The following is a 12,402-nucleotide window of genomic DNA, read 5'->3' as shown; positions in this document are numbered from 1 at the left end:
ACACCTCTTTATTTATACTGAGCAGGCTTAGGCTTTTGTTAAGCCACTATGTAAAGTCCGCTCTGGGAAATTGTTTCCTTATGATTCATATTTTGCATTTCCCGGGCCAAAGAGGTGCCTTCCTGTCTCAAAGTATGCCAACGCCTACGCATCTGGGACACCATATCCTGATATTGCGCAGAGTTATGGTCTTCAGCGTTTTTCCATGAAGTGTCAGTCTGACCATCTGCGAGACCGGTTTGGACCTCAAGTTTTTCCACTTTCAGTCCCTGATCTTCCAGAGCCTGCTTCACTGTTTCAAGCTGCTCGGCAATAACTTTAGCTGTATCGTGATTTTCGGCCCTGATAGTGGCCTGCACTTCCTTATTCCTGACCTGCAGTATAACATTAACTGTGCCCAGATTATTGGGATTAAGCTGTAATGTAAGCTGCTTACGGCCTTGACCTAGATTCTTGAAGATTCCTTCCTGAACCTGCTCGAGAATATTGGACCGGGCAGTTTTTTCCCACATGGTATTGGTCTTGCCTGCCTGTGCCGACTTAACGGCATTCTGCAGGGTTCCAAAGCCGTGACCAAAAATATTACCGTCCAGCTTTCCCTCACCCTTCCCAAGAGAACCATCGGACAACTTACCGAAGAATTCATCCCAGCCATCCACATCGTCAGAGTCACTCAAGAGCTGCTCCAGCCAATGACGGTTGGAACTACTCTCTTCATTCTGTCCGGTATGCTGTCTGCCATTGGGATTGCCCTTCAGATCATCACCGTTTTGGGATGGATTGCTGTTGCTTTCCGCACCGTTCCGGGCTTCATTATTAACTCTTTCACTGACGTCCTTAGCCGCTCCCATAGAATCACTGATTACATCTGCAGATGCCATGCGCACGGTGCTGGGGGACTGATCGGAAGCCTTTTCCATCGCTGAATGCAAAGATTCGGCAACGCTCTTGACCAGATGAAGATCCTTGGCATCTTGCGAAGCTTGCTGCTTAGCCAAAGCGGTTTTGAGAATAGAAAATCCTTTTTTGAAATCGCCTGCAGTCGCCCCCTCAGCGGTCAGCAGCCCGGCTATCTTATTAGCCGCCCCACCACTCAACTTCAGAATATCGGTGAGTGTCTTCGCCTCGTCCTTGGAAAGCTGGAGCTTTTCGGAATCAGCCATGTTTGCTAGCTTGGCCTGCATCTTTTCAACTACATCACCAAGCTTGCCCTGACGGATGGAGGCCAACAGTCCCTTGGACTCAGCCGGAGTAAATCCCAGCTGAGTAAAAATGGAATTCAGGTTCTGCTCCTGAACAGGAGTGAGCGTAATTCCCTTGAGGTCCTTCATCATAGAAGAAAGCTCAGTTACGAGCTGCCCGTAGGTCATGCCGTTTTCGCTCATAACCTTCTCTTCGAGTTCGGCGATATCTTTCTTATCGATGCCGTACTCTTCGAGTTCTTCCTTGATATCATTCCAGTCCTCACGGCTGACCTTCATTTCCTGCGGCTGCTCCGCCACAGACTGCACGGCCATATTTTCCGCAGCTTCATTGATATAATCGGGAGCAGTCTCCTCTTTTGCATAGGAGACAACTTCCTCATAAGCAGGCTTGGAATTGCTGGCAAAATCCTGCACCTGATTATAAATGGATTCAGCTTCGGACTGACTGGAATAAAGAAAGTTATCAAACATTGATGAGCGAAAGGAATCCTCTGACAGAGAAGTTCTATCCAGAAGATTGCTCAAATCCTGATTACTTTTTTCTTGATGTGGAAGTATTTTCATTTTCTAGCTCCTCGACCTTTTTGTATTCACGAGGCGTGCCAAAAAATAGAATCAATTAATTCAGTTGATTATATGGTAAAACAGAAGAGTAAAATGTGGAACATTCTTCCTGTTCAGGAAAAATAGTCCGTTAGGATAGATTTCGGCTGACGATAAAGACCAGCTGTTCATAAAAGGAAAGGACTTTGATCCATGCCTGATGGCTATAGCTGTTATTTTGCAAAAAAAGATGTATGAATCCGGTAAATTGACGTAGAACAACAGGACAAGAGTTCCAAAAAGAATCCGCAAGCGGAGCACGGCGGGCCAGACCACGGCTGAATTCCCTGCCCAAGCGCGGCAACTGACCTGCCATCTTGGAGGCAAGATTCGGATTTTGTTCCGTAAATTCTTTCCACAAGCCCTCTGCCCCTTCAAAACTCCAGAGCCCGAAAACCGCACCGAAATACTGCTGCCAGAAACGGCCCAGAAAATCTCCGGCCTGCGCTCTGCTTCCGTTTACCTGCTCCAGAGAATAAAGACCCCGGCTGCTTCTGGAAGAAAGAGAAAGCCGCAGGCCCGGCATGTTAATTTTTCGCAATCCGTCCCGGTCTTCAACGATCATACGCTTTGCGGCCACGGCAATACGGGAAGGGGTGAATGGATTATGGCAGTAAAGTTGATCCCGGGAGCATGACCAGCAGCCAAGTGCGCAGCTCATGGTAGAACGCAGCACATAATGGTCCGTCTGATAAGGTCCGGTTTCCCAAGGATTCACATTCCCCATGGAAAGGTTGAGTACCTTCATCCCCGACCATGCCGCAAGATGCATCGGCCCGGTATCGGGAGTGATAAAAAGTTGCAGGGATTGTCCCACGGCTATTAGTTCACCAAGATTCAGCTTGCCGGACATATCCAGCACCGGACCTTTGGACAAACGAGCAACTTCCTGTCCAATTCCCTGCTCCATGGGACCGCCGAAAAGCACAGGACGCAAGCCCCGCTTCAAAAGTTCAGCACATAAATCAGCCCAGAAGCGGATAGAAGGACGTTTAGCCTCCTCACTGGCTCCCAGAAAAAGGCCTATTCGATTGGATTCACGATGCAGCGTGCGCGGCTGCGGCCAACTGGTGGATGCAATGCTGCTTAGCGGGATGCAGTCCAAAGCGTTCAGATCCGCCCAGTGAAAAAGATTGTGACGGTTATTTTCCACCACACTGGCCCGGTATAGCTGCCAGTCACCAAGGATATGGATCGTACCGTCATTTGATGCCACCGGCCCGAACTTTTCTTCGGCCTCAAGTTCCCCGGCAAGCGAAGCCGCCCGTTCGCGAATACTCAGATTAATCAGCAGCTCATACTTATTCTTACGCAGTTCTCCCAGCCCTTCCCAAGGCAGGTAGGTGACCCTCGGGCTGACCGGCATGAGCGGACGGAAAAACTTCTCCTCGGCCACAACCCAGATAGGGTGACCGGGATAAGCCCTTTCCAGCCAAAGGATAAGCGGAAATGAAAGGATCAGATCCCCCATACGCTGCATTTGAAGAATGAGTATCGGACGTTTGGACATAAGCGTAGCTTACAGGAATATTTTGAAAAGTTCCATGAGTTGATAGGGGGGAAGACCGGGGAGGGAAAACCTTATATTGAAGAATCGTGCGCTAGGATTGACAAAGCAATGCCACATGCTCATACTTTCTGCGTAAGCATTTATTAAGTAGATATTGATATGATCGAAATTCGCGTAGAGCCGGAGCTGGGGCAGCAACCTATTTTACTAAATGCGACTTTTCCAATGTTCAGGGTTTCTGCTCATATGCATGATTGCTACGACAAGCAAACAATCCTGCCGGATTTGGTAAATAACACCGTATGGAAATCTTGAAATCCGTATCCGCCTTGTCCTTCTGGAAATCAAGGTCCAGGCTTCCGGGTGCTCCTCTATACGGGAAAGTGCACGTTTAACTTCCGCAGCAAAATCAAAACCTAGTCCTGCACTTTGCTCATTGTACCAAGCGACTGCATCGTTTAATTCCTGCTGCGCGCAGGAAAGAAATCTGATCATTAGTCCTGCCTTCCAAGCCGGTCAAAAACTTCATCAGCAGGAACTGAGTCCACTTTTCCTTGTTCATAGGCATCAATCCTGCTTTCGGCTTCAACGGCCCATTTGCTGTCTATTGATTTGCGCCTTGAATCGAAGCTGGCAAGCAAAGATTCAATAAGTTCCGCCCGCTGCACTGGTGCCAGTTGCAAGGCCTGGTCTGTGATGGTGTTGATATCAATCATTATACAGCTCCTTCTTACATGTTAAATATAGCAAAAGACTGGGGGGCTTTCAATCCTATTCGCTATAGCCCCCACCAAAACAAAAAGGCCCGCCGGAATCCCTAAAGTTTCCCGGTTGGCCTCAGAAATATTGTAGCATTCTTTTGTGAATTTTGAATAACAGTAATAATACTGATATCGCACGTTATAGAAACATTCACGTATGATCAAGAAACGTAAAGATTTTCATAACAAAAATTAAAACCCGGCCCTGTATACACAGAACCGGGGTTCATGATCACAATAAAAAGCAAAAATCAGCCGGTCAGCTTTTCCCAGTCCGCGTTAAACGCGGCAAGTCCCTTATCGGTCAGCGGATGAGCGGCCAGCTGGCTGATTACATTATATGGAATGGTCGCCACATCCGCGCCGATGAGCGCGGAATCCAGCACATGCATGGGATGGCGGATAGAGGCCACCAGCACCTTGGTAGGAAAATCATAATTATCGAAGATAGTGCGAATCTGCCGAATAACCTCCATGCCGTCATGTGATATCCCATCTAGACGCCCGACAAACGGGCTTACATAGGTAGCACCGGCCTTAGCGGCAAGCAGAGCCTGCAAAGGAGAAAAAACGAGGGTCACGTTGGTTTTGACGCCCTTGCGATACAAACTTTCCGTGGCCACCAGTCCCTCGGTTGTCATGGGAATCTTGATTACTACGTTATCTCCGAAAGCTGCCAAATCCTCAGCCTCACGGACCATTTCCGCTGAACTCTCACCGACAACCTCAAGACTGACCGGGCCATCGACTTCAGCGCAGATGGCCTCAGCCTGTTTACGCCAGTCCCCGCCCTCACGAGAAAGCAGGGTTGGGTTGGTTGTCACCCCGTCCATGAGCCCCTGCGCTTTGGCCTTCCTGATCTCATCCAAATTTGCGGTATCCAGAAAGAACTCCATAAAATACTCTCTCCTTAATTATCGGCATCAATTGTTTTTTTCTTCACAAAACGATTTTGAATCCAACTTCCACTTTATTATGTATAGCTCATTTTCAAAATGAGCAAAAGAACTATATATAAAAATAACTATGAGTTACCCGGCTAAATTCATACCACCCATAGCATATTGACAACTGCCCCATACCGGGGTAGAGACTTATCCATATGAACGTTTCTTACTCCAACTTTACACTTTATTCTTGGTGGTGGCGCAGCTGATGCGTCGCGGTTGGTTACGTTCTAAAAACAGGTAACGAATAAAAGAATTCATAGAACCGCGACAGTGAAAACTGATCGCGGTTTTTTTATGCCTGATCAGCACTGTCGAAGAAAAATTCAGGAGAGAAAAAATGACTGACAACGCAACTATCAATGCAGACGGTTTTTTCGGTGAATACGGCGGGCAATACGTTCCCGAACAGCTTCTTCCTATCCTGAACAAGCTGGCCGAAACATACGAAAAGTACAGAAATGACCCGGAATTTTTAAAAGAATTCAAATATTATCTGGAAAAATATTCAGGCCGCCCCACTCCTTTGTATCTCTGCTCCAATCTTACTGAAGAGCTTGGCGGTGCTAAAATTTATCTCAAGCGTGAAGATCTTAACCATCTTGGCGCACACAAAGTAAACAACACCATCGGTCAGATTCTGCTGGCAAAACGCATGGGCAAGAAAAAAATTATCGCTGAAACAGGCGCCGGACAGCACGGCGTAGCCACCGCCGCCACCTGCGCGCTCATGGGCATGGAATGCACCATCGTCATGGGTGAAGTGGACATAGAACGCCAGAAACTGAATGTCTTCCGCATGCGTATGATGGGTGCGAAGGTCGTGGCCGCCAAGTCCGGCCAGAAAACTCTGAAAGAAGCCGTGGACGAAGCCCTTGCCGCATGGATCGGCGATGCTGAAAACACTTTTTACCTGCTTGGCTCCGCAGTCGGTCCGCATCCGTATCCGGCTATGGTCCGCGACTTCCAGTCCGTGATCGGCCGGGAAGCAAAACAGCAGTGCCTTGAAGACGAAGGACGCATGCCGGACTACTGTATCGCTTGTGTCGGAGGCGGTTCCAATGCCATCGGCTTGTTCGCGGACTTTATCGAGGAAAAATCCGTCAAACTAATCGGTGTTGAACCTTCCGGACGCAGCCTTGAACCGGGCGACCATGCAGCAACACTCTGCCTTGGTGAACCGGGAATCATGCACGGTTTTAATTCCTACATGCTCAAAGACGAAAAAGGCGAACCAGCTCCGGTTTACTCTATTTCCGCAGGTCTTGATTACCCCAGTGTAGGCCCCGAGCATTCCCATCTCAAAGATCTGGGACGGGCTTCATATGAACACGCATCTGATAAGGAAGCTGTGGACGCATTTTTCAAACTTTCCCAGACTGAAGGTATTATTCCCGCCCTTGAGTCATCGCACGCGCTTGCTTATGCACTTAAACTGGCACCGCAGCTGGACAAAGATAAAATCATCGTGGTCAACCTCTCCGGTCGCGGCGACAAGGACGTGGCCCAGATAGAAGATATGATCAGCAAAGGTGAGTTGACTTTACCATAAACAAGTATGCCTCCGGCGGCCCTTCGGGGACCAAAGAAACTTTTTGGGAAAAGTTTCTCTGGACTCTTCAAAAACTTTTATAGGGCTTCGCTGCTGCGCATAACAAGACATCATATAAACAAAGCCCCTAATATCTCGTGAGATATTAGGGGCTTTGTTTTGCTACAAACTTAAAAGACAAAGCGGCTAAGCCTTACTGAACATTTTTGAGTTAATGGGGACCGGAGGCATCACTAAATCTGACCGTTTAATTTTTCTCCGCCCAGCCATTTGGCATAACAGCCTTCAAAGTCGATCAATATCTGAGACAACATGGGCATGAAAGGCCCTATGCCACCTTCAATACCGAGACCGGCGAGATAAGCCTGTTGCCCGGTAAATACCAGCTCTTTCTGAACCATGATGAGAGCATTCTGAGGAACAGGAACCTTATTTCCGGTATTGTAACTTTTGATACAGGCTTCAAGGTCAGTGGAAATCCAGTTGCGGCAAGCTATGGGACGCACCTCGTAAATGGAGCACCGGTTATCGGTTAGAAACGGGCACGGACGGAAATAATTTTTCACAAATTCATTGAGCTGACCGGGGATATAATCAGCGGCAGCGGACAGACAATCCTCGGTTATACGGATAAATTCATCTTCTGACCTATTAGCGGCCAGATACAATACAATATGAAAAGCTTCCTGCGGGGTAAGCGTGATATGCGAGGAGCAACAGTAGGAGCAACCTGCATCACAAGCCACCTTGAAATTTGAATCCAGACTTTCCACCTGCCCGAGCACAGCAGCAAAATTAGCACCGAAAAGGCTGATACTTTTTTTAGCCAGCATAACAGGGAATTGCTGCATATCGGGAGTGATATTTCCACAGTCAACACACACGGCCATGCACATATCCCGCAAGAGCTTTATCATATCCGGATGAGCCTCAAACATAGGATAAACAGGGGCAAGACCGGCATCAATTATTGCATCAAGACTGTTTTTCATTATCTCCTCCTGAAAAGATTTCCCGGTTACGGTTGGCAAGCAATACCCCAGAAATATTGTGCCACAGGCTGAAAAGCGCTCCGGGCAAGGCGCTGGCAGCACTAAAATATTTAGTTGCTAATGCAACTCCAAGACCGGAATTCTGCATGCCCACCTCAATGGCCAGAGTCACACTATCGCGGTGATTAAATCCGGCCAGCCTGCCCGCTCCGTACCCGGCTCCCAGTCCGCCCAGATTATGAAGCGCGACTGCCAGAAAAACCAGCAGCGGGAATGATCCCAGAAGATCACGGTTCAACCCGATGATACAGGCTATGAGCATGGCAATTACTATGATTGATATGGAAGGGAAAATATGCAGCAACCCATCGACCCTTTTCCTAAGCAATTTACGCAGTACCAGCCCGTCTACCAGAGGGAAAATAACTATCCAGAACACGGATTGAATCATGGGTAGAAAAGGTATTTCAATCTGCTGATTGAGAATGATGTAGATGATCAAAGGAGTAAGTAAAGGGGCGAGACAGGTGGAAACAAGGGTCATGGTTACGGAAAGAGCCACATTCGCCTTTGCAAGATGGGCGATGACATTTGAAGCCGTTCCTCCCGGACAGGACCCGACCACGACCATGCCGATCAGAACGTCCTGCGGCAGCCCGAAGAGTACAGACAGCCCCACAGCAAGAACAGGCATGACTGTAAATTGCAGCAGCACCCCCAGACCGACAGTCTTGTAATTCCTTATCGCCTCAGCAAAATCACTGAATTCAAGAGTCAGCCCCATACCAAACATGATAATGCCAAGACTGAAGGCGATGTGCGGCTTCATCCACGTAAACAGGGACGGCTCCATAAAAGCAACCAGACTCAACGAGACTGCCAGCAAAAGAAAATGCCTCTCAATAAAGCGGCATAAAAGACCAATCATTATCACTCCTGCAAAAAAAGGCTAACAAATCTCACGTTGCTGTAGAGCATAATCACCCGCTCTGCAAGCAAGTACATGCTTTTCCACTTGAATATTAATCTATTCTTAGTATATAATTAGATTTAAACTATACTCATTACTCATTTAGACTTATGAATCTTAATATATCTACACAAATAAATTTCTTACGCAGTGAGGATCCTAAATGTGTACCGGCACTGCTGCCTTATCTGAAGATGTACGGGAACAGGTGCATGTCACATTCAACCCTGCAACCGGGACTGCATCACGCCCTGTTGGAGCCGGCAGGGTATGTTTCATGGCTTGAAATCAATCCCCTGCGCATGGGAAAACATGCTGTAATTCTCTCCGAACCGGTCTCTTCTGCTGAGCACAAGCTTATGCTCATTAAAAAAATTGCATCGCACTTAGGAGAGATAACTCTTGTCCAGATAGGAGAAGATCTGGCCCGGACTCTATTCAATGAAGGTTACAGAGTTTACCAGATCGGCGTGGAAAGTGAGCTGGATATCCAGAACTATAGTCTGGACGGTAAATATAAATCATCTCTGCGCCAATGGCGTAATAAAGCATTGAGATCGGGTTTGACCGTGGAGGAGGCTCCGCTCTCCTGCGCCGACAGACAGGAAGTGGAAGGACTGTGCCAAGACTGGCTTAAAAGCAGAGGGGGAAAAGAATTATCATTTCTTACCCGGCCGTTGCCAGCCGGAGATGAAGAGGGAGTGCGTTTTTTCTGGGTCCGGAGAAGGGATGAGTTGTTAGGTTTTACCGGTTTTGACCCAATATATTCAAATGGTGGTATTATAGGATACTATCACAATTTCGACCGCCTCTCTTCAAGCGCGGTAAACGGGACCTCAGCCTTCACCCTGTTGCAGGCCATGGATAAATTCCGCAACGAAGGAAGGAAAGTTTTGAATCTAGGTCTTTCACCGCTTCTAGACATAGAAAAAGGATATAATATGACTGGAGCGCTGCAAAGACTGACACATCTTTTTTACGCATACGGAGAAAAAGTATATCCCTTCAAGGGAAACGCCGGGCACAAATCAAAATTCCGTGGAAATAAGAAAAAAGTATTCGTAGCGAGCAACGCGATGTGGTTCAAAACAATGATAGCGGCTGCAACTGCGTGCGGTTTGGAATTATAAAAAGCCGAGTTCAGGTTCTACCCCATAGTTCAGCTAACCTGAATTTTCAGCTCATCAAGATAGAAACGATATTTTTTTACCAATGGAACCAAAGCTTCATTCATACCCAGCTTGGATACATCCTGTATGGCCATACCCAGCCGAGAAAGCGGATCAAGACAAAAATTCGCAGCAGCGCCCTTCAGGCTATGACCCAATCGACCAACCTCAATCAGATCCCCGGACCTGAGACAGGATTCCATCTGCTGCAACTCGTCGAATTGATGCATTACAAAATGCGGAATCAATTCTCTGAGTTCTTCATTAATTACGAACAACTCTTGTTCTGAATTTACTTCAGACACCATTTTTTACTCCAGAATAATTATATCGTCAGGGAGACCTGATTTTCCGGCCACAGCCGAAACAGCGGACCTTATGATCTCCCCTTTTACCGGTTTGGATATAAAGCCGTCATACCCGTACAAGGCTAAATCCTGCCTGTTCAAGCTATCGGAACTGGCCGCCAGAGTTATGATAACCGACTTATCACGTTCATTGATCTGCTCAAATTCACGCATGCTTTTCACCGTCTCAATTCCATCTATGCCCGGAAGCTCCAGATCAATGAACACAAGATCGAAATGATTGCCGCAGAAAAGCTCCACGGCCTGTTTTCCGTCAACCGCAACAGTTATTTCTGCCCCGGTATTAAGAATGAAAAGTTCCAGCATCTTGTTATGGTCGCCGTTATCTTCTACCAGCAGGACACTTAGTCCCTTACCCGGTTTTAACTTCTCTTTGCCGGGCTCAGCCACTGAAGCAAGACAGCGGAGAAGATCAGCATCAAAGACAGGCTTTATCAAAGTATGGTCAGCCCCGGAAAACCGCGCATTTTCCCTGTCTTCTTCTGTACATCCGGTAGAAAACATCATTGCCACCCGTTCAGGGAGCAGTTTACCCTGCTGTGCTTTCGCCAGAAAAGAACTGCCTGTCATGGAGGGCATTTCACTGTCCACAACCAGCAGGTCATAGAGAGGACCTTGCTCCCGAGCAACTTCAAGATACTCCAGTCCTTCAGGACCGTCTACTGCAACGACTACATCGACACCGAAAAACTGCATCCTGCGGGACAGTACCTCACGCACAGTATGGTTTCCGTCCACCAGCAGAACACGTGTGCCGGAAAAGTCAACAACACTTTGCACCGGTGCATATACGGATTTTTTAAACGGAATGGAAAAATAAAAAATGGTCCCCTTGCCGCTTTCACTTTCAAAGCGGATATCGCCGTCCATCAATGCCGCCAGCCGGGAAGCTGTTGCAAGCCCGAGTCCTACTCCTCCGAACTCACGGGGAGCTGTTTCGTCCTCCCGAACGAACATATCGAAAATACTTTCTTTTTGCCCTTCAGGAATACCTATGCCTGTATCTCTCACTGTATATAATAACCGGTCAAAATCTTCACCGCTGTTTTCTATACTCAGCCGGACTTCAACTTCACCGCTGGAAGTGAACTTAACAGCATTAGAAACTATATTCAGCAGAATCTGACGGACCCGCACCGGATCGCCCACAACCTGTGAGGGAATATCCGATTCCACATTGCAGATAACTTCAATATCGCGGGCATGGGCCGAGTGAGCCACACTTTTGCATACACTCTGCACATCTCCTGAAGGATCAAAAGGGACCGGAACTAATTCAATCTGTCCGGACTCTATCTGCACAAAATCAAGGATATCATTGATGATTCTCAGCAACAACTCGCCGGAACCACGAAAAATTTCAACATAGCCCATTTGTTCAGGATCAAGATCAGTATTCAGAAGAAGATCCCCCATTCCGAGAATGGCATTCATGGGTGTCCTTATTTCATGGCTGATCATGGCCAGAAACTGACTCTTGAATCTGCTGCCGACTTCGGCTTTTGCCTTGGCTTTTTCAAGCTCTCGTACAGCGAAGGACAATTCATCCACAGTCGTATTCAGATCCATTTCAGTTTTACGAAGAGCGCAAACTTCATCCTTAAGAATGCTATTCTTCTCATTTAATGATTCCGTCTGCGCTGCGACCATCTGTTCTATCTCAGCCTGAAGACTCACCAGTCTGAAAGAAAGACGTTCAAGAGAACCGGCAAGCCTCCCTATTTCATCATTTCTGTCGACACCTTCAAAAGCCACAGGCTCGCCATTCTCGGCCTGTTTGGCCTGTCCGGCAAGACCGACTACAGGAGAAATTACTGTTTTGCCAATAAAAATACGCAGCCAGAATCCACAAATCAGAACAGCGGCAAAAATCACGATCAAAACATTAGTTAATGTAAAACGGGTGCTGTCCACAATATACGCATCCGAGATTCCGAGTCTGACAAACCCCAGACATTCGCCATCCTTCAGAACCCGTCTTTCAACATGGGAAACACCGTCCCCGCCATTCTCACCCAGTTTTTCAAACTTACTGAGCAGCCTTCCCGATTCGCTGAATACAGCGCAGGAAACCACACCATTAACAGTACAGGCTTTTTGAACCAGTTCATCAAGCCTGTAATTCTGAAAATTCAAAATGGCATCACTGCTGGAAAAAGCAACCAAGGCCGCCACATTATTCCCTTTAGAAATAACATTTTCATGAATTTCAGAATGATGCAGTTCATTAAAAATAAACCCCAGAGGCAACAGAACCGTAGCCAGTATGGCAACAAGTCCCAATGTTATTCTGCGTCTGATCCCGGAAGAATTCATCATCTGCAA

General features: G+C 47.4%; 11 protein-coding genes. 2 read left to right on the top strand and 9 right to left on the bottom strand.

The window, feature by feature from the left end:
- Positions 1-38 precede the first annotated feature (38 nt).
- The 5 genes from ACKU35_RS07970 to fsa form a co-directional block, all read right to left on the bottom strand.
- Positions 39-1,769 (bottom strand): flagellar hook-length control protein FliK, encoded by a 1,731-nt coding sequence (locus ACKU35_RS07970; RefSeq protein ID WP_319764789.1) that lies wholly within the window; start codon positions 1,767-1,769, stop codon positions 39-41.
- Positions 1,770-1,899: 130 nt separating this feature from the next.
- The gene (locus ACKU35_RS07965) at positions 1,900-3,318 is read right to left on the bottom strand and encodes a glycosyltransferase family 9 protein (protein ID WP_319764787.1); all 1,419 of its coding nucleotides are present in this window, start codon (positions 3,316-3,318) and stop codon (positions 1,900-1,902) included.
- A gap of 207 nt (positions 3,319-3,525) precedes the next feature.
- Positions 3,526-3,813, bottom strand: coding sequence for a type II toxin-antitoxin system RelE/ParE family toxin (locus ACKU35_RS07960; RefSeq protein ID WP_319764785.1), 288 nt, complete (start codon positions 3,811-3,813; stop codon positions 3,526-3,528).
- Positions 3,813-4,034: an addiction module protein gene (locus tag ACKU35_RS07955; protein WP_319764784.1), complete on the bottom strand. Its 222-nt coding sequence runs from the start codon at positions 4,032-4,034 to the stop codon at positions 3,813-3,815. Before ACKU35_RS07955 ends, ACKU35_RS07960 begins: the two co-directional genes overlap by 1 nt.
- 296 nt (positions 4,035-4,330) lie before the next feature.
- The gene (gene fsa / locus ACKU35_RS07950; protein WP_319764782.1) at positions 4,331-4,975 is read right to left on the bottom strand and encodes a fructose-6-phosphate aldolase; all 645 of its coding nucleotides are present in this window, start codon (positions 4,973-4,975) and stop codon (positions 4,331-4,333) included.
- A gap of 391 nt (positions 4,976-5,366) precedes the next feature.
- Here fsa and trpB point away from each other — a divergent pair, with 391 nt between their 5' ends.
- The gene (gene trpB / locus ACKU35_RS07945) at positions 5,367-6,578 is read left to right on the top strand and encodes a tryptophan synthase subunit beta (protein WP_319764779.1); all 1,212 of its coding nucleotides are present in this window, start codon (positions 5,367-5,369) and stop codon (positions 6,576-6,578) included.
- Positions 6,579-6,811: 233 nt separating this feature from the next.
- On the opposite strand, the gene ACKU35_RS07940 is transcribed toward trpB, so the two are convergent.
- Complete coding sequence (locus tag ACKU35_RS07940) at positions 6,812-7,570, bottom strand: YkgJ family cysteine cluster protein (protein WP_319764777.1); 759 nt, start codon at positions 7,568-7,570, stop codon at positions 6,812-6,814.
- Positions 7,554-8,498 (bottom strand): bile acid:sodium symporter family protein, encoded by a 945-nt coding sequence (locus ACKU35_RS07935; RefSeq protein ID WP_319764775.1) that lies wholly within the window; start codon positions 8,496-8,498, stop codon positions 7,554-7,556. The genes ACKU35_RS07940 and ACKU35_RS07935 overlap by 17 nt, the downstream gene beginning before the upstream one ends.
- A 254-nt stretch (positions 8,499-8,752) precedes the next feature.
- On the opposite strand from ACKU35_RS07935, the gene ACKU35_RS07930 reads away from it, so the two are divergent.
- The gene (locus tag ACKU35_RS07930; protein ID WP_319764774.1) at positions 8,753-9,670 is read left to right on the top strand and encodes a DUF2156 domain-containing protein; all 918 of its coding nucleotides are present in this window, start codon (positions 8,753-8,755) and stop codon (positions 9,668-9,670) included.
- A gap of 29 nt (positions 9,671-9,699) precedes the next feature.
- Here the strand turns inward: ACKU35_RS07930 and ACKU35_RS07925 are convergent, their stop codons facing one another.
- On the bottom strand, positions 9,700-10,017 hold the full coding sequence (locus ACKU35_RS07925) for an Hpt domain-containing protein (protein WP_319764772.1): 318 nt from the start codon (positions 10,015-10,017) through the stop codon (positions 9,700-9,702).
- 3 nt (positions 10,018-10,020) lie between these two features.
- Positions 10,021-12,396, bottom strand: coding sequence for a response regulator (locus ACKU35_RS07920; RefSeq protein ID WP_319764770.1), 2,376 nt, complete (start codon positions 12,394-12,396; stop codon positions 10,021-10,023).
- Between the last annotated feature and the right edge of the window lie 6 nt (positions 12,397-12,402).

The organism is Maridesulfovibrio sp. (assembly GCF_963676065.1).
Lineage (GTDB): Bacteria > Desulfobacterota > Desulfovibrionia > Desulfovibrionales > Desulfovibrionaceae > Maridesulfovibrio.
This window is presented reverse-complemented; position numbering and strand designations above follow the sequence as displayed.